The sequence below is a fragment of the Pseudomonas sp. TE21435 genome (assembly GCF_056279265.1).
Window position 1 is genome coordinate 5,158,069 of the sequence record NZ_JBWBQZ010000001.1, and the last position, 20,278, is coordinate 5,178,346.

Sequence of the window (20,278 nt, forward strand, 5' to 3'; positions counted from 1 at the left end):
ACCGAAAAAATCTTACTCTTAATAAATCACTTTAACTTCGCACTCTATCCGCTTGAGTGTGTTTGATTTTTTCCGTCAGTTTTTCCCTCCTGTAATCCTTCCACCTTCCTTTGTTGCGCTAAATCGCCGTCCTGTAAGGGATTTCCTTATGAACGTGCCTTGACGGTGTGGCGGGCGGATTCCTATAGTGTGCGCAAGTGGCAGAAAGTGGGATGAAGTGGGTTTTCTGACACAAAAAAGCTAACATTGTGGGGAATCGCAGCCGTGTTCCGCGGAGCCAACGCCGTCAGCCTCGATGCAAAGGGCCGTCTCGCCATGCCGAGCCGGTACCGTGACGAGCTCGATTCGCGTTGCAATGGTCAGCTGATCGTGACCATCGACGCCGTTGACCCCTGCTTGTGTGTTTACCCCCTCGATGAGTGGGAACAGATAGAAGCCAAGTTGCGTGCCTTGCCGTCGTTGCGTGAGGAAAACCGTCGCCTGCAGCGTTTGCTGATCGGCAATGCGGTGGACCTGGAGCTCGATGGCAGTGGGCGTTTCCTGGTACCGCCCCGCCTGCGTGAGTACGCCAAGTTGGACAAGAAGGCGATGCTGGTGGGGCAGCTGAACAAATTCCAGCTGTGGGATGAGGATGCCTGGAACGCGGTTTCGGCAGCCGACCTTGCAGCTATTCAACAACCGGGCGCCATGCCCGATGATTTGCGTGACCTGATCCTGTGACCATAGATAGCGGCTTCAACCACATCACCGTCCTCCTCGACGAAGCCGTCGAGGCATTGGCCCTGCGCGCCGACGGTTGCTATCTGGACGGCACCTTCGGGCGTGGCGGCCACAGCCGCCTGATCCTCAGCAAGCTCGGGCCGCAGGGGCGGTTGCTGGGGTTCGACAAGGATCCACAGGCGATTGCCACCGGGCAAGCGCTGGCGGCCGAAGACGGCCGCTTTGTCATTGTGCAGCGCAGCTTTGCCGAGCTCGGCGACGAAGTGCGCGCCCGCGGCCTGGATGGCAAGGTCAGCGGCATTCTGCTCGACCTGGGTGTATCCTCGCCGCAACTGGACGACCCCGAGCGCGGCTTCAGCTTCCTTAACGACGGTCCGTTGGACATGCGCATGAACCCGGGCCAGGGCATCAGTGCCGCCGAGTTTGTCGCCACCGCCCCCGTCGAAGAAATTGCCCGCGTGTTCAAGGAGTATGGCGAGGAGCGCTTCGCCGGTCGCATGGCACGCGCCGTGGTCGAGCGCCGCGAGAAGCAGCCATTTACCCGCACCGCCGACCTGGCGGAAGTGCTCAAGGTCGCCAACCCGGCCTGGGAAAAGGGCAAGAACCCTGCGACCCGGGCCTTCCAGGGCCTGCGTATCCATGTCAACAACGAGCTTGGCGACCTCGAGACCGGCCTTGAAGCCGCGCTCGACGCCCTTGAAGTGGGTGGCCGCCTGGCAGTGATCAGCTTCCACTCGTTGGAAGACCGTATCGTCAAACTGTTCATGCGCAAGCTGGTCAAGGGCGAGGCAGACAACCTGCCGCGCAACCTGCCGGTTCAGCACAAGGCCTTCGAGCCGAAGATCAAATTGATCGGCAAGGCGCAGTTCGCCTCCGAAGCCGAACTCAGGGCCAACCCGCGGTCGCGCAGCGCCGTGATGCGGGTAGCGGAGAAGTTGCGGTGAGCAGGCTGTTTGCCAAGCCGCTGCCAGGCGGAAGCTTTTTGATGCTTCTGCTGTTCGTCGCCGTCCTGATTTCGGCGATCGCCGTTTCCTACAGCGCCCACTGGAACCGTCAGTTGCTCAATACCCTGTACGGTGAACTGAACGAGCGCGACAAGGCCCAGGCCGAGTGGGGCCGGTTGATCCTCGAGCAAAGCACCTGGACTGCCTCCAGCCGTATCGAGAGCCTGGCCTCGGAGCAGCTCAGGATGCGCGTGCCCGCCGCCGACGAAGTGCGGATGGTGGCGCCATGATGAAGCTCGAAGGCGCACTCTACCCCTGGCGCTTCCGGGTGGTGATCGGTTTGCTGGCGCTGATGGTCGGTGCCATCTGCTGGCGCATCATCGACCTGCAGGTCGTCGACCGTGACTTCCTCAAGGGGCAGGGCGATGCCCGCAGCCTGCGCCATATTCCCATCCCCGCGCACCGTGGCCTGATCACCGATCGCAACGGTGAGCCGCTGGCTGTCAGTACGCCCGTCACCACTTTGTGGGCCAACCCCAAGGAAATGCAGGCGGCCAAGGATCGCTGGCCGCAGCTGGCCGCCGCACTTGGGCAGAACCCACAGCAGTTGAGCGAGCGTCTTACCCAGCAGGCCAACAAGGAATTCATCTACCTGGTCCGTGGCCTGACCCCGGAGCAGGGCCAGCACGTGCTCGACTTGAAGGTTCCGGGCGTCTACGGCCTCGAAGAGTTCCGCCGCTTCTATCCGGCTGGCGACGTCACCGCGCACATGGTCGGTTTCACCGACCTGGATGACCATGGTCGTGAAGGCGTCGAGCTCGCCTACGACGAATGGCTCGCCGGGGTGCCGGGCAAGCGGCAGGTGATCAAGGACCGGCGTGGCCGGCTGATCAAGGACATCCAGGTAACCAAGAACGCCAAGGCCGGCAAGACCTTGGCGTTGTCGATAGACCTGCGCCTGCAGTACCTGGCCACCCGCGAGCTGCGTAACGCCATCGCCGAACAGGAAGCCAAGGCTGGCAGCCTGGTGATCATGGACGTCAAGACCGGCGAGGTCCTGGCGATGGTCAACCAGCCGACCTACAACCCGAACAACCGCCGCAGCATGTTCCCGGCGGCGATGCGCAACCGGGCGATCATCGATGTGTTCGAACCAGGCTCCACGGTCAAGCCGATTTCGATGAGCGCCGCGCTTGAGAGCGGGCGCTGGAAGCCGACCGACAAGGTCGAGGTGTATCCCTTCACCCTGCAGATCGGCCGCTACACCATCAAGGACGTATCGCGTGGTGGTGGGCCGATCCTCGACCTGACCGGCATCCTGATCAACTCCTCCAACGTCGGCATGAGCAAGATCGCTTTCGATATTGGTGGCGAGGCCATCTACCGGGTCATGTCCCAGGTGGGCCTGGGCCAATACACCGGGCTCGGTTTCCCGGGTGAGCGCGTGGGCAACCTGCCGAATCACCGCGACTGGCGCAAGGCCGAAACCGCGACGCTTTCCTATGGCTATGGCGTATCGGTGACCGCGCTGCAACTGGTGCATGCCTACGCGGCATTGGCCAACGACGGCAAGATGGTGCCGCTGTCCATTCTCAAGGTCGACAAGGCCCCGGAGGCCGTGCAGGCGATCCCGAAGGAAACCGCCGAAACCGTGCAGGCCATGCTCCAGCAGGTGATCGAAGCACCGCGTGGCGTGTTCCGTGCCCAGGTGCCGTTCTACCACGTGGGCGGCAAGTCGGGTACCGCGCGTAAAGCCACCGTCGGCTCCAAGGGCTACACCGAGAACGCCTACCGTTCGCTGTTCGCCGGCTTCGGCCCGATGAGCGACCCGCGCTACGCCATCGTCGTGGTCATCGATGAGCCGAGCAAGGGTGGCTACTTCGGCGGCCTGGTCTCGGCGCCCGTATTCAGCAAAGTGATGTCAGGCACCCTGCGCCTGATGAATGTACCGCCGGACAACCTGCCGCCGCCTTCGACGCAGCAAGCCAGCGCAGTACCCGCCAAGGGAGGGCGAGGTTGATGACGATGCCATTGAGCAAACTGTTCGCCCATGCCAGCCGCGATCCGCTGATCCGCGAGCTGACCTTGGACAGCCGCCAGGTGCGCCAGGGTGATCTGTTCCTCGCCGTGCCGGGTGCCAAGGTCGACGGCCGTGAGCATATTGCCGACGCACTGGCCCGTGGTGCCGCTGCCGTCGCCTATGAAGAGCAGGGTACCTGCGTGTTGCCGATTACTGACGCGCCGCTGATTCCGGTCAAGGGGCTGATCGGCCAGCTGTCGCAGATCGCCGGGCGCTTCTATGGCGAACCCAGCCGCCAATTGAACCTGGTGGGGGTCACCGGTACCAACGGCAAGACCAGCGTCACCCAGCTGGTGGCCCAGGCGCTCGATGCCCTTGGCCAGCGTTGCGGGCTGATCGGGACCCTTGGCACCGGCTTTTACGGTGAGTTGCAGAGCGGCCGCCTGACCACGCCGGACCCTATCGCCGTGCAGTCGACCCTCAACGACCTGAAAAAAGCGGGTGCCAGGGCGGTGGCCATGGAAGTGTCCTCTCACGCTCTCGAGCAAGGGCGGGTCGCTGCGCTGGAGTTCGATATCGCGGTGATGACCAACCTGTCGCGCGATCACCTGGACTATCACGGCAGCATGGAGGCCTATGAGGCCGCCAAGGCCAAGCTGTTCGCCTGGCCGAGCCTGCGTTGCCAGGTGGTCAACCTGGATGATGAGTTCGGACGTCGCCTGGCCGCCGATTTCGCCCGCCGCCCGAGTGCCGATCATATCGAGACCCGGTTGCTCAGCTACAGCCTGGAAAACCCGGACGCTTCGCTGTTTTGCCGCGAGGCCACGTTCGACGATGATGGCGTGCGTGCCACCCTCGTCACCGCACAGGGCGAGCGTAGCCTGCGCAGCCAGCTGCTGGGGCGCTTCAACCTGAGCAACATGCTGGCGGCGGTGGCCACCTTGCTGGCGCTGGATTATTCACTGGACGAGATCCTGAAAGTCACCCCGCAGTTGCAGGGGCCGGTCGGTCGCATGCAGCGCCTGGGTGGCGGTGAGAAGCCGTTGGTGGTGGTCGACTACGCCCACACCCCGGATGCCCTGGAAAAGGTGCTCGAGGCATTGCGCCCGCACGCCCACGGCAAGTTGCTGTGCCTGTTCGGCTGTGGTGGTGACCGTGACGCCGGCAAGCGCCCGCTGATGGCGGCAGTCGCCGAGCGCCTGGCCGATCGTGTGCTGGTGACTGATGACAACCCGCGTACCGAGGATCCGCAGCGCATCTTCGATGACATTCGCCCCGGCTTTGCCCAGCCCGACAGCGTGGAGTTCGTCGCCGGCCGTGGTCAGGCCATTTCCCACCTGGTCGCCACTGCTGCTGCCGAGGATGTGATAGTCCTGGCCGGCAAGGGCCACGAGGATTACCAGGAGATCAATGGCGAGCGCCATGACTTCTCCGATCTGATCGAAGCCGAGAAGGCCCTAGCCGCCTGGGAGGCTCCACATGCTTAAGCCCATGATGCTCAGCCAGCTGACTGCTGCTTTGAACGCACGCCTGGCAGGCGCCGACGCCAGTTTCACCGGCGTCAGTATCGACAGCCGCAGCGTCGCTGCCGGTCAACTGTTCGTCGCCCTCACCGGGCCGCGCTTCGATGGCCATGACTACCTGGCCGATGTGAAGGCCAAGGGGGCCGTCGCCGCGTTGGTCGAGCGTGAAATTGCCGATGTCGATCTGCCGCAACTGGTGGTCGCGGATTGCCGCGTAGCGCTTGGCCAGCTCGGCGCGCTGAATCGTGCAGCCTTCGGCAAGCCGGTGGTGGCCATTACCGGCTCCAGCGGCAAGACCACGGTCAAGGAAATGCTCGCCGCGATCCTGCGCACCCGTGGGCCGGTACATGCCACCCGTGGCAACCTCAACAACGACCTTGGCGCACCGCTGAGCCTGCTGGAGATCGCCCCGGAGCACAGCGCCGCAGTGATCGAGCTGGGGGCCTCGCGCATCGGCGAGATCCGCTACACCGTCGGCCTGACCCGGCCGCAAGTAGTCATCATCAACAACGCCGGAACCGCTCACGTCGGCGAGTTCGGTGGTCCGGAAAAAATCGTCGAGGCCAAGGGCGAGATCCTCGAAGGCCTGGGCGAGGGTGGCACGGCCATCCTCAACCTGGCCGACAAGGCGTTCGACATCTGGCGCCAGCGCGCGGGCAGCCACCGCGTCGTCAGCTTCGCGCTGGACAACCCGCAAGCAGACTTCTACGCCAGCGATATCGGTCGCGACGCCCGTGGTTGCCCCTCGTTCACCCTGCATGGCCCGGACGGCAGTGTCCCTGTGCAGTTGAACCTGCTTGGCACCCATAACGTCAGCAATGCCTTGGCCGCCGCTGCCGCAGCCCATGCCGTTGGTCTGAGCCTGAGCGGCATCGCCGCCGGCCTTGGCGCCGTGCAACCGGTCAAGGGCCGCACCGTGGCGCAGATCGCGCCCAGCGGCGTGCGGGTCATCGACGACAGCTACAACGCAAATCCCACCTCGATGTGTGCCGCCATTGATATACTCGCCGGCTTTTCCGGTCGCACCGTTCTGGTGCTCGGGGATATCGGCGAACTGGGGCAATGGGCCGAGGAAGGTCACCGCCAGGTGGGTGACTACGCACGTGGCAAGGTCGATGCGCTGTACGCGGTGGGCACCAATATGGCCTACGCCGTTCAGGCATTCGGTACCAATGGCCGCCATTTCACTACTCAAGCTGAGCTGATCGAGGCCGTCAAGGCCGAGTCCGCCGGCGACACCACTATCTTGATCAAGGGCTCGCGCAGCGCTGCGATGGAAAACGTCGTGGCCGCACTGTGCGGCGCCAGCGGGGAGAAACATTAATGCTGCTGCTGTTGGCTGAGTATCTGCAACAGTTCCACAAGGGCTTCGCGGTCTTCCAGTACCTGACCCTGCGCGGGATCCTGGGTGTGCTGACCGCGCTGTCCCTGGCCCTGTGGCTGGGCCCGTGGATGATCCGTACCCTGCAGATCCGCCAGATCGGTCAGGCCGTGCGTAACGACGGCCCGCAATCGCACCTGTCCAAGTCCGGCACCCCGACCATGGGCGGTGCGCTGATCCTCTCTGCCATTGCCATCAGTACCCTGCTGTGGGCCGACCTGACCAACCGCTATGTGTGGGTGGTGCTGATCGTCACCCTGGCGTTCGGCGCCATTGGCTGGGTCGACGACTACCGCAAGGTCATCGAGAAGAACTCCCGCGGCTTGCCGAGCCGCTGGAAGTATTTCTGGCAGTCGGTGTTCGGCCTGGCTGCGGCGATCTTCCTGTACAAGACCGCGCCGACCAGCGTTGAAACCACGCTGATCATCCCGATGCTCAAGGACCTGGCTATCCCGCTGGGCGCCGGCTTCATCGTGCTGACCTATTTCGTCATTGTCGGCTCGAGTAACGCGGTCAACCTGACCGACGGCCTCGATGGCCTGGCGATCATGCCGACGGTGATGGTCGGCGGTGCGCTGGGCATCTTCTGCTACCTGTCGGGCAACGTGAAGTTCGCCGAATACCTGCTGATCCCTTACGTGCCGGGCGCGGGCGAGCTGATCGTGTTCTGCGGCGCGCTGATCGGCGCGGGCCTGGGCTTCCTGTGGTTCAACACCTACCCGGCCCAGGTATTCATGGGCGACGTCGGCGCGCTGGCCTTGGGCGCTGCGCTGGGCACCATCGCGGTAATCGTGCGCCAGGAAGTCGTCCTGTTCATCATGGGCGGCGTGTTCGTGATGGAAACCCTGTCGGTGGTCATTCAGGTGGCCTCGTTCAAGCTGACCGGCAAGCGCGTGTTCCGCATGGCGCCGATACACCACCACTTTGAACTCAAGGGTTGGCCCGAGCCACGGGTGATCGTCCGCTTCTGGATCATCACCGTGATTCTCGTGCTGATTGGCCTTGCCACCCTGAAACTGAGGTAAACGAGCGTGTCACTGATCGCTTCCGACCAATTCCGCATCGTTGTCGGCCTCGGCAAGAGCGGCATGTCCCTGGTTCGCTTCCTGGCGAACCGGGGCATTGCCTTTGCGGTCGCCGACACCCGCGAGCAACCGCCGGAACTGGACACCCTGCGCCGTGAATACCCGCAGGTGGAAGTGCGCTGTGGCGAGCTGGACGTGGACTTCCTGTGCCGGGCCAGCGAGCTGTATGTCAGCCCTGGCCTGGCCCTGGCCACACCTGCGCTGCAACAGGCCGCCGCGCGTGGCGTCAAGCTGTCCGGGGACATCGAGCTGTTCGCCCATCACGCCAAGGCGCCGATCGTGGCCATCAGCGGCTCCAACGCCAAGAGCACCGTGACCACCCTGGTCGGCGAGATGGCCGCCAAGGCAGGCAAACGTGTGGCGGTCGGCGGCAACCTCGGTACCCCGGCCCTGGACCTGCTGGCTGACGACGTCGAGCTGTATGTGCTGGAGCTGTCGAGCTTCCAGCTGGAGACCACCGACCAGCTCAACGCCGAAGTGGCCACCGTGCTGAACATCAGCGAAGACCACATGGACCGCTACAGCGGCCTGCCGGCCTATCACCTGGCCAAGCACCGGATCTTCCGCGGCGCCCGCCAGGTGGTGGTCAACCGCCAGGATGCCCTGAGCCGTCCGTTGCCGGTCGAAGGCCGGCCGTGCTGGACCTTTGGCCTCAACGCGCCGGACTTCAAGGCCTTCGGCCTGCGTGAAGTGGATGGCGAGAAATACCTGGCGTTCGAGTTCCAGACCCTCATGCCGGTGCGCGAGTTGAAGATCCGCGGTGCCCACAATCACAGCAATGCCCTGGCTGCCCTGGCTCTCGGCCACGCCGTCGGCCTGCCGTTCGCGCCGATGCTCGAAGCCCTGCGCGAATTCAAGGGCCTGGCCCATCGTTGCCAGTGGGTGCGCGAACGCAACGGCGTGAACTGGTACGACGATTCCAAGGCCACCAACGTCGGTGCCGCGCTGGCGGCCATCGAAGGCCTGGGTGCCGATATCGAGGGCAAACTGGTGCTGATCGCCGGCGGCGATGGCAAGGGTGCCGATTTTGCGGCCTTGCGTAGCCCGGTAGCGCAGCATTGCCGCGCCGTGGTGCTGATCGGTCGCGATGCCGAACGCCTGGCCGAAACCCTGAAGGATGCCGTGCAACTGGTGCCCGTGCAGACCCTTGATGAGGCCGTGCAGCGTTGCGCCGAGCTGGCCCGCGCCGGTGACGCGGTGCTGCTGTCGCCGGCCTGCGCCAGCCTCGACATGTTCAAGAACTTTGAAGAACGCGGGCGCCTGTTCGCCCAGGCAGCGGAGGGGCTGGCATGATCTTCGGCATCCTCAAGCCGTACCCGTCGCCGCTGATCAGCGGCCGTGGCATCGACCTCGACTTCCCGCTGCTGGCCGGTTGCCTGGCGCTGCTCGGCCTGGGCCTGGTGATGATCACCTCGGCCTCCTCCGAAGTGGCCGCGGTGCAGTCCGGCAACCCGCTGTACCACATGTTCCGCCACCTGGTGTACGTCACCCTTGGGCTGGGCGCCGGGTTGATGACCATGCTGGTGCCGATCGCCACCTGGCAGCGCATGGGCTTCATGATGCTGATCGGTGCCTTCGGTCTGCTGGTGCTGGTGCTGGTGCCCGGTATCGGCCGTGAGGTGAACGGTTCGATGCGCTGGATCGGCTTCAGCTTCTTCAACGTCCAGCCATCGGAGATCGCCAAGGTCTTCGTGGTCATTTATCTCGCCGGCTACCTGGTGCGTCGTCAGACCGAGGTGCGCGAGAGCTGGATGGGCTTCTTCAAACCGTTCATCGTGCTGCTGCCAATGGCCGGCCTGCTGCTGATGGAGCCGGACTTCGGCGCCACGGTGGTGATGATGGGCGCTGCGGCGGCCATGCTGTTCCTCGGGGGAGTGGGGCTGTTCCGCTTCTCGCTGATGGTGGTGCTGGCGGTCATATCGGTGGTGGTGCTGGTCCAGGCCCAGCCTTACCGGATGGCGCGCCTGATCACCTTCACCGATCCCTGGAGCGATCAGTTCGGCTCCGGCTACCAGCTGACCCAGGCGTTGATCGCCTTCGGCCGCGGCGAATGGTTGGGCGTGGGCCTGGGCAACAGCGTGCAGAAGCAGTTCTACCTGCCCGAGGCGCACACCGACTTCGTGTTCTCGGTGCTGGCCGAAGAGCTGGGGGTGATCGGCTCGCTGCTGACCATTGCATTGTTCGTGTTCATCACCGTGCGTGCCCTGTACATCGGCCTGTGGGCCGAGAAGGCCAAGCAGTACTTCGCTGCCTACATGGCCTTTGGCCTGTCGTTCCTGTGGATCGGCCAGTTCCTGATCAACATCGGCGTGAACGTCGGCCTGTTGCCGACCAAGGGCCTGACCCTGCCGTTCCTCAGTTACGGGGGCAGCTCCTTGGTGATCTGTTGCGCCTGTGTCGGGCTGCTTCTACGCATCGAGTGGGAGAGCCGCACCCACCTGGGCAGCGAGGAACACGAATTCAAGGAAAGCGATTTTGCCGAGGAGACCAGCCATGGCCGCTGACGGCAAGAACGTCCTGATCATGGCCGGTGGCACCGGGGGCCACGTGTTCCCGGCCCTGGCCTGTGCCCGCGAGTTCCAGGCCCGCGGCTACAGCGTGCACTGGCTGGGTACCCCGCGTGGCATCGAGAACGAACTGGTGCCCCAGGCCGGCCTGCCGCTGCACCTGATCCAGGTCACCGGCCTGCGCGGCAAGGGCAAGCTGTCGCTGCTCAAGGCGCCGTTCACCCTGGTCAAGGCCGTGCTGCAGGCGCGGCGCATCGTCCGTGAGCTCAAGCCGGTCTGCGTGGTCGGCTTCGGTGGCTATGTGACCGGTCCCGGTGGTGTTGCCGCCCGGCTGTGCGGCGTGCCACTGGTGATCCACGAGCAGAATGCCCGCGCCGGGACCACCAATCGTTTGCTGCTGCCGCTGGCCGCGCGTGTCTGCGAAGCATTCCCGGACACCTTTGCCGCCAGTGACAAGCTGCGCACCACCGGCAATCCGGTACGCCCGGAGCTGTTCATGGACGCCCTGCGCGCGCCCCTGGCCGAGCGCCGCGCGCGCCTGTTGGTCATGGGCGGCAGCCTGGGTGCGGAACCATTGAACAAATTGTTGCCTAAGGCCCTGTCCGAGGTGCCGGCGAACCTGCGCCCCGAAGTCTTCCACCAGGCGGGCAGGAACCATGCGCCCGTCACCGCCGAGCGTTATCACGAGGCGGGGGTCGAGGCCCAGGTCGAACCGTTCATCAAGGACATGGCCCATGCCTATGGCTGGGCCGATATGGTGGTGTGCCGGGCCGGTGCCCTGACCGTCAGCGAACTCGCGGCGGCGGGCCTGCCCTCGATGCTGGTGCCCTTGCCCCATGCCATCGACGACCACCAGACCCACAACGCCCAATACCTGGCACGTGAAGGCGCCGCCTTCCTGATGCCACAAGCGACTACTGGCGCAGCGCAGCTCGCTGAACGCCTGAACGAGGTGCTGATGCAACCCGAGAAACTCAACGCCATGGCCGGCACCGCCCGCCGCCTGGCCAAACCTGCCGCAACCAGCACCGTGGTGGATATCTGCCTGGAGGTGGCCCATGGTTGAGAGCCAGAAAGCCATGCCGCATCCGAAGATGGGCCGTATCCGTCGCATCCACTTCGTCGGTATCGGCGGCGTGGGCATGTGCGGCATCGCCGAAGTGCTGCTGAACCTCGGCTATGAAGTGTCCGGCTCCGACCTCAAGGTGTCGCCGGTCACTGAGCGCCTTGAGTCGTTCGGCGCCGAGATCTTCGTCGGCCACCGCGCCGAGAACGCCGCCAACGCCGATGTGCTGGTGGTGTCCAGCGCGATCAATCCGGCCAACCCGGAAGTCGCCACCGCACTGGAGCGCCGCATCCCTGTGGTGCCGCGTGCCGAGATGCTCGCCGAGCTGATGCGCTATCGCCATGGCGTGGCGGTAGCCGGCACCCACGGCAAGACCACCACCACCAGCCTGCTGGCCTCGGTGTTCGCCGCCGGTGGCCTGGACCCGACCTTCGTCATCGGTGGTCGCCTGACCGCGGCCGGGACCAACGCGCAGTTGGGCTCCAGCCGCTACCTGATCGCCGAAGCCGACGAGAGCGACGCCAGCTTCCTGCACCTGCAGCCCATGGTCGCCGTGGTCACCAACATCGACGCCGACCACATGGCCACCTACGAAGGCGACTTCAACAAGCTGAAGAAGACCTTCGTCGAGTTCCTGCACAACCTGCCGTTCTATGGGCTGGCGGTGATGTGCCTGGACGACCCGGTGGTGCGTGAGATCCTGCCGCAGGTCAAGCGTCCGACGGTCACCTACGGCTTCAGCGAAGAGGCCGATATCCGCGCCATCAACGTGCGTCAGCAGGGCATGCAGACCCACTTCACCGTGCTGCGCCGTGACTGCGAGCCGCTGGAAGTGTCGGTGAACATGCCAGGCAACCACAACGTGCTGAACGCTTTGGCGACCATCGCCATCGCCACCGACGAAGGCATTAGCGACGAGGCCATCGTCCAGGGGCTGTCGGGCTTCCAGGGCGTTGGCCGGCGTTTCCAGGTCTACGGCGAGCTGCCGGTCGACGGTGGCAGCGTGATGCTGGTCGACGACTATGGCCACCATCCGACCGAGGTCGCCGCGGTGATCAAGGCCGTGCGTGGGCGGCTGGCCGAGCCGCCGCCTGGTGATCGTCTACCAGCCGCACCGCTATAGCCGCACCCGCGACCTGTACGACGATTTCGTGCAGGTGCTGGGCGATGCCAACGTGCTGCTGCTGATGGAGGTCTACCCGGCCGGCGAAGAGCCGATCCCCGGCGCCGACAGCCGCCAGCTGTGCCACAGCATCCGCCAGCGCGGCAAGCTCGATCCGATCTACATCGAACGCGGCGCCGAGCTCGCGCCGTTGGTCCAGCCGCTGCTGCGCGCCGGTGACATCCTCATCTGCCAGGGTGCTGGCGATGTCGGCGGCCTGGCCCCGCAATTGATGAATAGCCCGCTGTTCGCAGGCGCCAAGCAGGAGAAGTCGAAATGACCAGCGCCTACGACAAGTTGCACTCGACCCTGGACGCCAAGGCCTTTGGCCGCGTCGCCGTGCTGTACGGGGGCAAGAGTGCCGAGCGTGAGGTTTCCCTGAAGTCGGGCAAGGCAGTGATCGAGGCGCTGACCAGCGCTGGTGTCGACGTAGTCGCCATCGACGTCGGCGACGACCTTCTGAACCGCCTGCAGAGCGAGAAGATCGACCGCGCCTTCATCATCCTCCACGGCCGTGGTGGTGAGGACGGCAGCATGCAGGGCCTGCTCGAGTGCCTGGGGATTCCCTACACCGGCAGCGGCATTCTTGCCTCGGCGCTGGCCATGGACAAGCTGCGCACCAAGCAGGTGTGGCAGAGCCTGGGTATCCCCACGCCGCGTCACGCCGTGCTGGCCAGCGAGCAGGATTGCGTGGCCGCCAGTGCGGAACTGGGCTTCCCGTTGATCGTCAAACCCGCCCATGAAGGTTCGAGCATCGGCATGGCCAAGGTGAACAGCGAGCAAGAGCTGGTCGCCGCCTGGAAAGACGCCGCCAACTACGATTCGCAAGTCCTGGTCGAGCAATGGATCCACGGCCCGGAATTCACCATCGCCGTGCTGCGTGGCCAGGTGCTGCCGCCGATCGCGCTGGGCACGCCGCACGTGTTCTACGACTACGACGCCAAGTACATCGCCAATGACACCCAGTACCGCATCCCGTGCGGCCTGGACAGCGTCAAGGAGCAGGAACTGATCGACCTTACCGCGCGCGCCTGCGATGCCGTTGGCATCGAGGGCTGGGGCCGTCTGGACGTGATGCAGGACGAGCAGGGCCGTTTCTGGCTGCTCGAGGTCAACACCGCACCGGGCATGACCGACCATAGCCTGGTGCCCATGGCGGCCCGTGCCGCCGGTCTGGACTTCCAGCAGCTGGTGCTGGCGATCCTGGCCGACAGCGTAGCGACGAGAGGTTAATAGCCATGCAAGGCGCGATGATACGTCAGCAGCCACCCGTTACCGGCCGTAGCAAGCCGGTGCCGCGTGGTGCCAGCCGACTGGTGGCCGACGAGCCCGTATCGGCGCGCCTGCCGCGGCCAAGCTTCGGCGGCCTCAAGCGCCTGCTGTGGCCGGTATTGCTGGTGGCCGCCGGCTTTGGCGCCTATGAGGGGGCCATTCGCCTGATGCCCTACGCCGACCGGCCGATCACCAAGATCGCCGTGCAGGGTGATCTCAGCTACATCAGCCAGCAGGCGGTGCAGCAGCGTATCGCGCCCTACGTGGCGGCGAGCTTCTTCACCGTCGACCTCGCGGCGATGCGCGTCGAGCTCGAGCAGATGCCTTGGATCGCCCACGCCGAGGTGCGCCGGGTGTGGCCGGACGAGGTGGTGATCCGCCTGGAAGAACAGTTGCCGGTGGCGCGTTGGGGCGACGAGGCCTTGCTCAACAACCAGGGCCAGGCCTTCACCCCGCGCGAACTGGCCAACTATGAGCACCTGCCGCAGCTGTTCGGGCCGCAGCGCGCTCAGCAACAAGTCATGCAGCAGTATCAGGTATTGAGCCAGATGCTGCGCCCCATGGGCTTTTCCATCGCTCGCCTGGAGCTGCGCGAGCGAGGCAGCTGGTTCCTGACCACTGGCGCGGGTAGCGCCGGCCCAGGTATCGAGCTGCTGCTGGGGCGCGACCACCTGGTGGAGAAGATGCGCCGTTTCATTGCCATTTACGACAAATCGCTTAAAGACCAGATCACCAATATCGCCCGCATCGATCTGCGTTATTCCAACGGACTTGCCGTTGGTTGGCGGGAACCGAATGCACCGACGACGGCCCAACCCGCCGTTGCGAAGAATTAGAGAGAGGCAGGACCATGGCAAACGCGCATAGCGGCAAAATGATCGTCGGGCTGGACATCGGCACCTCCAAGGTGGTGGCGCTGGTGGGTGAAGTCGGCGAGGACGGTACCCTGGAGATCGTCGGGATCGGCACCCATCCGTCCCGCGGCCTGAAGAAGGGCGTGGTGGTGAACATCGAGTCGACGGTGCAGTCGATCCAGCGCGCCGTGGAAGAGGCCCAGCTGATGGCCGGCTGCCGCATCCACTCGGCGTTCGTCGGCGTGGCCGGCAACCACATCCGCAGCCTGAACTCCCACGGCATCGTCGCCATCCGCGATCGCGAAGTCAGCACCGCCGACCTTGAGCGCGTGCTCGATGCCGCCCAGGCCGTGGCCATTCCGGCCGACCAGCGGGTGCTGCACACCCTGCCGCAGGACTACGTGATCGACAACCAGGAAGGCGTGCGCGAGCCCCTGGGCATGTCGGGCGTGCGCCTGGAAGCCAAGGTCCACGTGGTTACCTGCGCGGTGAACGCGGCGCAGAACATCGAAAAATGCGTGCGTCGCTGTGGTCTGGAAATCGACGACATCATCCTTGAACAGCTGGCCTCGGCCTACTCGGTGCTGACCGACGACGAGAAGGAGCTGGGCGTGTGCCTGGTGGACATCGGTGGCGGCACCACCGACATCGCCATCTTCACCGAAGGTGCGATCCGCCACACCGCGGTAATCCCGATCGCCGGCGACCAGGTCACCAACGACATCGCCATGGCCCTGCGTACGCCTACGCAGTACGCCGAGGAAATCAAGATCCGCTACGCCTGCGCCCTGGCCAAGCTGGCCGGCGCCGGCGAGACCATCAAGGTGCCGAGCGTGGGTGATCGCCCGCCGCGCGAGCTGTCGCGCCAGGCCCTGGCCGAAGTGGTGGAGCCGCGTTACGACGAGCTGTTCACCCTGATCCAGGCCGAACTGCGCCGCAGCGGCTACGAGGACCTGGTGCCGGCCGGCATCGTCCTCACCGGCGGCACCGCGAAGATGGAAGGCGCCGTGGAACTGGCCGAGGAAATCTTCCACATGCCGGTACGCCTGGGCGTGCCGCACAGCGTCCGCGGGCTGAGCGACGTGGTCCGCAACCCGATCTATTCCACCGGCGTGGGCCTGCTCACCTACGGCCTGCAGAAGCAGTCCGAGGACCTGTCCCTGACCGGTATCAGCAACAGCAACAGCAGCAACAACAGCTATGGCGATGAACCCAAGGGGCCAGTGCTTGAGCGACTCAAGCGTTGGGTCCAGAGCAACTTCTGAGTTTCAAAGCAGTAGTGGTAGGCGCGACAACTAGAGAACTGTAAGGAGAGGGAAAATGTTCGAGCTCGTAGACAACGTCCCGCAAAGTCCGGTCATCAAGGTGATCGGCGTCGGCGGTGGCGGCGGCAACGCCGTCAACCACATGGTCAAGAGCAGCATCGAAGGCGTGGAGTTCATCTGCGCCAACACCGATGCTCAGGCGCTGAAAAACATCGGCGCGCGCACCATCCTGCAACTGGGCACTGGTGTGACCAAGGGCCTGGGTGCTGGCGCCAATCCGGAAGTCGGCCGTCAGGCCGCGCTGGAAGACCGTGAGCGCATCGCCGAAGTGCTGCAGGGCACCAACATGGTGTTCATCACCACCGGCATGGGTGGCGGTACCGGTACCGGCGCGGCGCCGATCATCGCCGAAGTGGCCAAGGAAATGGGCATCCTCACCGTTGCGGTGGTGACCCGTCCGTTCCCGTTCGAAGGCCGCAAACGCATGCAGATCGCCGATGAAGGCATCCGCATGCTGGCTGAAAGCGTCGACTCGTTGATCACCATTCCCAACGAGAAGCTGCTGACCATCCTGGGCAAGGATGCAAGCCTCCTGTCCGCCTTCGCCAAGGCCGACGACGTGCTGGCCGGCGCCGTGCGCGGCATTTCGGACATCATCAAGCGTCCGGGCATGATCAACGTCGACTTCGCCGACGTACGCACCGTGATGGGCGAGATGGGCATGGCGATGATGGGTACCGGTTGCGCCAGCGGCCCGAACCGTGCCCGCGAAGCCACCGAGGCGGCGATCCGCAACCCGTTGCTCGAAGACGTCAACCTGCAGGGCGCCCGCGGCATCCTGGTGAACATCACCGCAGGGCCTGACCTGTCGCTGGGCGAGTACTCCGACGTGGGTAGCATCATCGAGGCCTTCGCCTCCGACCACGCGATGGTCAAGGTCGGCACCGTGATCGATCCGGACATGCGCGACGAGCTGCACGTGACCGTCGTGGCCACCGGCCTGGGCGCGCGCATCGAGAAACCGGTCAAGGTGGTCGACAACACCCTGCAGACCGCCCAGCAGGCGTACGAGGCTTCCAACCCGGCCCCGGTTCGCCAGGAGCAGTCGGCCGTCAACTACCGTGACCTGGAGCGTCCGACCGTGATGCGCAACCAGGCCCATGCAGGTGCCGCGGCAGCCGCTAAACTCAACCCTCAGGATGATCTGGACTACCTGGATATCCCGGCGTTCCTGCGTCGTCAGGCCGATTAATGGAATTTATCAGGGGTATAAGGGTGATTGGTGTTCAGCAAAGGCCGGGTCTGTTATCATCCCCAGCCTTTGTTGATACCTGTTCGCAATTTGCGCTGAAGCGGCCAATGCCATGATTAGACAACGCACCCTGAAGAATACCATCCGTGCCACAGGCGTCGGCCTGCACTCCGGGGAGAAGGTCTACCTGACCCTCAAGCCTGCGCCTGTCGACAGCGGCATCGTCTTCCGTCGCGCCGACCTCGACCCTGTGGTCGAAATCCCGGCGCGCGCGGCCAACGTCGGCGAGACCACCATGTCCACCACGCTGGTCAACGGTGACGTCAAAGTCGATACGGTCGAGCACCTGCTCTCCGCCATGGCGGGCCTGGGCATCGATAACGCCTACGTCGAGCTCTCCGCCTCGGAAGTGCCGATCATGGATGGCAGCGCCGGACCCTTCGTATTCCTGATCCAATCGGCCGGCCTGGAAGAACAGGACGCACCGAAGAAGTTCATCCGCATCCTGCGTGAAGTGACAGTGGAAGAGGGCGACAAGCGCGCCACTTTCCTGCCCTTCGACGGATTCAAGGTGAGCTTCGAGATCGACTTCGATCACCCGGTCCTCAAGGGCCAGACCCAGAGCGCGGTCGTCGACTTCTCGAGCACCTCGTTCGTGAAGGAAGTCAGCCGTGCCCGTACCTTCGGTTTCATGCGTGACATCGAGTACCTGCGCAAGCACAACCTTGCGCTGGGTGGCAGTGTCGAGAACGCCATCGTCGTCGACGAAACCGGTGTGCTCAACGAAGACGGCCTTCGTTCCGATGACGAATTCGTCAAGCACAAGATCCTCGACGCCATCGGCGATCTGTACCTGCTGGGCAACAGCCTGATCGGCGAGTTCAAGGGCTACAAGTCCGGACACGCGCTGAACAACCAGCTGTTGCGCAAGCTGATTGCGGAAACCGACGCCTGGGAAGTGGTCACCTTCGAAGATGCCAGCACGGCACCGATCTCGTACATGCGCCCTGTTGCGGCTGTGTAAGTTCGAACACTCTCTCTAGTGATTAAGGCCACCTTCGGGTGGCCTTTTTTATGGTTCTTCACGGATTGCCGGGAAAGTCATACTTGATCTTCATGAAAAAGAATTCGCTGTCCCGGTAGCCGTAAGCCATCCGCTTGATCACCTTGATCCGGTTGTTTATGCCTTCCAACTGCCCGGTGTGCATGGGCCATCGCACCCTGCTCAGGATGCCGCGCCAGTATCCCTTCAGCCGTCTAGCAAACTGCTTCAGCGCCGGTATTTCGCTTTCAGCAGCCAAGCGCAGCCACTGTTTCCAGGCTGATCGCCACCCCCAAGCGGTGGTAGGCGACCACAGGGCTTTGAGCTCTGCCTTCATCAAGTAAACTGTCATCAGCGATTGGTTGGCCGCCAGCAGATCCTGCAGATGTACCTGCTGATCTTCTCGCTTGAGGTTCTCTGGATTGCGCAGCAGCAGCCACCGCGCTTGCTTGATCACCTTGCGCGCGGGTTTGTCCTGGCGCAGGCGGTTGGCCTCATCGACCCGTACCCGGTCAATCACCTCTCGCCCATACTTGGCGACCACATGAAACAGGTCATAGACAACGCGTGCCCTAGGGCAATGTTGGCGCACCTCCAAGTCAAATGCGGTGTTCATGTCCATTGCCACTGCTTCGATCCGTGCACAGCCCTCCGGCCCCAGCTCCTCGAAAAAGGGCCTGACAGCGGCTCGGCTACGCCCTTCGCCAATCCACAGCACCCGGCGAGTGTCGGCATCCAACACCACGCTGGCGTAGCGATGCCCTTTGAACAGAGCGAACTCATCCATCACCAAGCGTCTGGGCTGGGCCCTCGGCAGCTTCTCCAGTGCGGCCTGTAGCGCCCGCCGCTCCAGCAAACGCACGCTGTCCCAATGCAAACCAAACAGCTCCGCGACGTGCAAGGTGGGCAGTCTTTGGCAAGCCTGGATCACGGCTTCGGACAAACGCCTGGTCATCCGCGAATAGCGGTCAAGCCAGCGGACTGACTCCATTCGCTTGCCACATGCGCTACACCCAACGCGTCGCAGCTCGACATTCAATCGCACCGCCCGGCCAAGAATGGGCAGGTCACGGATTGAGCGCTGACAGTATTCGTGGATGGCGGTGCTGGGCTGATGACAGCCGCTGCAGGTGGGGAATCTGGTGGGCTGCGGAATCAGGTCGATCAACAGGTCGTTGCCGTCATGCCGGATCGCGGTGACAGAAAAGCCCTCCCAAAAGGGCAGAAACGTATTAATATCGTGCACAAGAACGCCGGTTTGTAGATGTGTTTGCTCGCACGAACATCATCCATCAAACCGGCGTTCTTGTTTCTGTCTTTCCCGGGATTCCGTGAAGAACCTTTTTTATGGCTAGGATTTGGATCTGGGCTGATGGCAAACAGTTCGAGAGCTGCGTTGTGGCGGATATCGAGTACCTATGCAAGGTTCAAGTCGAGCGCTCTCAACCGTTATCCTTCCCTTGAGCATGCGCCGCCAATCGCTCCAGCGCCGCCTTGAGCTTCGGGTCACTGATTCCTTCCGCCGACCCTCGGATACTCTGAGCGGCAGTTTCCGAAAGCTCCGGCCCTTGCCCCTCGCGTTTGGCTGCCACCAGCGGCGGTTGCACCTTGAACAGTATGCGCGTCAGGTTGGCGAAGGCTTCCATGGCCATGAGCTGACGTTGCAGGCGTTTCTGCTGGTAGCGCAGGCGGGTCGCCCAATGGCCGTCGGTAACCACCAGCAACAACGTCCCTTCCTTCCAGGAAGCCACGTGGCAATGCTCGCGGGCGGCTGGCTGCAGCTGGCTTTCCAGCAGGCGCTGCAGGTGCTCCAGGCGCTCGGCCTGGTTCAGCAGCAGGCGCAGCGGGCGTGCCTTGCGCAGCAGGGCCGAGGGCGGGTGGGCGGAAGAGGGTTTGTAGGCCATGGAAGTTCGCGGCGGGTTGCTAGACCGGCAGTTTAACAGGCGCCGCCTGATCGCGGGGCAAGCCCTTTCCCACGCGACGTGCGAAACGGCCATGCTGGCTGGGATCTTGATGCAAGTCATTCGCGATACGTTTCATCTGCGCGCACCTTGAACTTGCGCAAAAAGCCCCTATGTTAGTCAAGCCCCCTAAAAGCGCTGTGCCAGCATCGTGGAAATCCACCACTTTCCTCACCATCGTTTCCGGGTAGAATGCTCGTTCGCATGCGGCCTCTGGGCTGCAC

General features: G+C 63.9%; 17 protein-coding genes and 1 pseudogene. 16 read left to right on the top strand and 2 right to left on the bottom strand.

Features of this window, described 5'->3' with window-relative positions; all coding sequences use genetic code 11:
- The first annotated feature begins 264 nt into the window (after positions 1–264).
- The 16 genes and pseudogenes from mraZ (at position 265) to lpxC (ending at position 18,075) form a co-directional block, all read left to right on the top strand.
- A complete protein-coding gene (gene mraZ, locus ACZ9C1_RS23360; protein WP_011535546.1) occupies positions 265–720 on the top strand; it encodes a division/cell wall cluster transcriptional repressor MraZ in 456 nt (151 codons plus the stop codon).
- Complete coding sequence (rsmH, locus tag ACZ9C1_RS23365) at positions 717–1,664, top strand: 16S rRNA (cytosine(1402)-N(4))-methyltransferase RsmH (RefSeq protein WP_476254427.1); 948 nt, start codon at positions 717–719, stop codon at positions 1,662–1,664. The genes mraZ and rsmH overlap by 4 nt, the downstream gene beginning before the upstream one ends.
- The gene (ftsL, locus tag ACZ9C1_RS23370; protein ID WP_023630124.1) at positions 1,661–1,954 is read left to right on the top strand and encodes a cell division protein FtsL; all 294 of its coding nucleotides are present in this window, start codon (positions 1,661–1,663) and stop codon (positions 1,952–1,954) included. The genes rsmH and ftsL overlap by 4 nt, the downstream gene beginning before the upstream one ends.
- Complete coding sequence (locus ACZ9C1_RS23375) at positions 1,954–3,684, top strand: peptidoglycan D,D-transpeptidase FtsI family protein (RefSeq protein WP_177485990.1); 1,731 nt, start codon at positions 1,954–1,956, stop codon at positions 3,682–3,684. The genes ftsL and ACZ9C1_RS23375 overlap by 1 nt, the downstream gene beginning before the upstream one ends.
- Positions 3,684–5,171 (top strand): UDP-N-acetylmuramoyl-L-alanyl-D-glutamate--2,6-diaminopimelate ligase, encoded by a 1,488-nt coding sequence (gene murE / locus ACZ9C1_RS23380; protein WP_476254428.1) that lies wholly within the window; start codon positions 3,684–3,686, stop codon positions 5,169–5,171. The genes ACZ9C1_RS23375 and murE overlap by 1 nt, the downstream gene beginning before the upstream one ends.
- Entirely contained in the window at positions 5,164–6,531 is a 1,368-nt protein-coding gene (locus ACZ9C1_RS23385) for a UDP-N-acetylmuramoyl-tripeptide--D-alanyl-D-alanine ligase (protein WP_476254429.1), read from the top strand. Before murE ends, ACZ9C1_RS23385 begins: the two co-directional genes overlap by 8 nt.
- Positions 6,531–7,613 (top strand): phospho-N-acetylmuramoyl-pentapeptide-transferase, encoded by a 1,083-nt coding sequence (gene mraY, locus ACZ9C1_RS23390; RefSeq protein WP_011535540.1) that lies wholly within the window; start codon positions 6,531–6,533, stop codon positions 7,611–7,613. The genes ACZ9C1_RS23385 and mraY overlap by 1 nt, the downstream gene beginning before the upstream one ends.
- Positions 7,614–7,619: 6 nt before the next feature.
- Positions 7,620–8,966 (top strand): UDP-N-acetylmuramoyl-L-alanine--D-glutamate ligase, encoded by a 1,347-nt coding sequence (murD, locus tag ACZ9C1_RS23395; RefSeq protein ID WP_198754377.1) that lies wholly within the window; start codon positions 7,620–7,622, stop codon positions 8,964–8,966.
- Positions 8,963–10,177 (top strand): putative lipid II flippase FtsW, encoded by a 1,215-nt coding sequence (gene ftsW / locus ACZ9C1_RS23400; protein ID WP_046857008.1) that lies wholly within the window; start codon positions 8,963–8,965, stop codon positions 10,175–10,177. The genes murD and ftsW overlap by 4 nt, the downstream gene beginning before the upstream one ends.
- Entirely contained in the window at positions 10,167–11,246 is a 1,080-nt protein-coding gene (gene murG / locus ACZ9C1_RS23405; protein ID WP_046857007.1) for an undecaprenyldiphospho-muramoylpentapeptide beta-N-acetylglucosaminyltransferase, read from the top strand. Before ftsW ends, murG begins: the two co-directional genes overlap by 11 nt.
- Positions 11,239–12,688, top strand: a pseudogene (gene murC / locus ACZ9C1_RS23410) (UDP-N-acetylmuramate--L-alanine ligase). The gene murG and the pseudogene murC overlap by 8 nt, the downstream one beginning before the upstream one ends.
- Positions 12,685–13,641 (top strand): D-alanine--D-alanine ligase, encoded by a 957-nt coding sequence (locus tag ACZ9C1_RS23415; protein ID WP_198754378.1) that lies wholly within the window; start codon positions 12,685–12,687, stop codon positions 13,639–13,641. Before murC ends, ACZ9C1_RS23415 begins: the two are co-directional and overlap by 4 nt.
- A gap of 5 nt (positions 13,642–13,646) precedes the next feature.
- Positions 13,647–14,516 carry a cell division protein FtsQ/DivIB gene (locus ACZ9C1_RS23420; protein ID WP_023629819.1) on the top strand — a complete coding sequence of 290 codons (870 nt, stop codon included), beginning with the start codon at positions 13,647–13,649 and terminating at the stop codon, positions 14,514–14,516.
- 14 nt (positions 14,517–14,530) lie between these two features.
- Positions 14,531–15,799 carry a cell division protein FtsA gene (gene ftsA / locus ACZ9C1_RS23425; RefSeq protein WP_094010215.1) on the top strand — a complete coding sequence of 423 codons (1,269 nt, stop codon included), beginning with the start codon at positions 14,531–14,533 and terminating at the stop codon, positions 15,797–15,799.
- A gap of 55 nt (positions 15,800–15,854) precedes the next feature.
- On the top strand, positions 15,855–17,051 hold the full coding sequence (ftsZ, locus tag ACZ9C1_RS23430) for a cell division protein FtsZ (protein ID WP_016395521.1): 1,197 nt from the start codon (positions 15,855–15,857) through the stop codon (positions 17,049–17,051).
- Between the two features lie 112 nt (positions 17,052–17,163).
- Complete coding sequence (gene lpxC, locus ACZ9C1_RS23435) at positions 17,164–18,075, top strand: UDP-3-O-acyl-N-acetylglucosamine deacetylase (protein ID WP_046857004.1); 912 nt, start codon at positions 17,164–17,166, stop codon at positions 18,073–18,075.
- 58 nt (positions 18,076–18,133) lie between these two features.
- Here lpxC and ACZ9C1_RS23440 read toward each other — a convergent pair whose 3' ends face one another.
- Complete coding sequence (locus ACZ9C1_RS23440) at positions 18,134–19,339, bottom strand: ISL3 family transposase (RefSeq protein ID WP_457378950.1); 1,206 nt, start codon at positions 19,337–19,339, stop codon at positions 18,134–18,136.
- Positions 19,340–19,535: 196 nt separating this feature from the next.
- The gene (locus ACZ9C1_RS23445; RefSeq protein WP_110700451.1) at positions 19,536–19,997 is read right to left on the bottom strand and encodes a DUF721 domain-containing protein; all 462 of its coding nucleotides are present in this window, start codon (positions 19,995–19,997) and stop codon (positions 19,536–19,538) included.
- Positions 19,998–20,278 lie beyond the last annotated feature (281 nt).

Excerpts from the sequence above, each read along its gene's own strand:
- ACZ9C1_RS23375 (WP_177485990.1), top strand. The coding sequence starts at position 1,954 with ATGAAGCTCGAAGGCGCACTCTACCCCTGGCGCTTCCGGGTGGTGATC.
- murE (WP_476254428.1), top strand. The coding sequence starts at position 3,684 with ATGACGATGCCATTGAGCAAACTGTTCGCCCATGCCAGCCGCGATCCG.
- ACZ9C1_RS23385 (WP_476254429.1), top strand. The coding sequence starts at position 5,164 with ATGCTTAAGCCCATGATGCTCAGCCAGCTGACTGCTGCTTTGAACGCA.
- mraY (WP_011535540.1), top strand. The coding sequence starts at position 6,531 with ATGCTGCTGCTGTTGGCTGAGTATCTGCAACAGTTCCACAAGGGCTTC.
- ftsW (WP_046857008.1), top strand. The coding sequence starts at position 8,963 with ATGATCTTCGGCATCCTCAAGCCGTACCCGTCGCCGCTGATCAGCGGC.
- murG (WP_046857007.1), top strand. The coding sequence starts at position 10,167 with ATGGCCGCTGACGGCAAGAACGTCCTGATCATGGCCGGTGGCACCGGG.
- ACZ9C1_RS23415 (WP_198754378.1), top strand. The coding sequence starts at position 12,685 with ATGACCAGCGCCTACGACAAGTTGCACTCGACCCTGGACGCCAAGGCC.
- ACZ9C1_RS23420 (WP_023629819.1), top strand. The coding sequence starts at position 13,647 with ATGCAAGGCGCGATGATACGTCAGCAGCCACCCGTTACCGGCCGTAGC.
- ftsA (WP_094010215.1), top strand. The coding sequence starts at position 14,531 with ATGGCAAACGCGCATAGCGGCAAAATGATCGTCGGGCTGGACATCGGC.
- ftsZ (WP_016395521.1), top strand. The coding sequence starts at position 15,855 with ATGTTCGAGCTCGTAGACAACGTCCCGCAAAGTCCGGTCATCAAGGTG.
- lpxC (WP_046857004.1), top strand. The coding sequence starts at position 17,164 with ATGATTAGACAACGCACCCTGAAGAATACCATCCGTGCCACAGGCGTC.
- ACZ9C1_RS23445 (WP_110700451.1), bottom strand. The coding sequence starts at position 19,997 with ATGGCCTACAAACCCTCTTCCGCCCACCCGCCCTCGGCCCTGCTGCGC.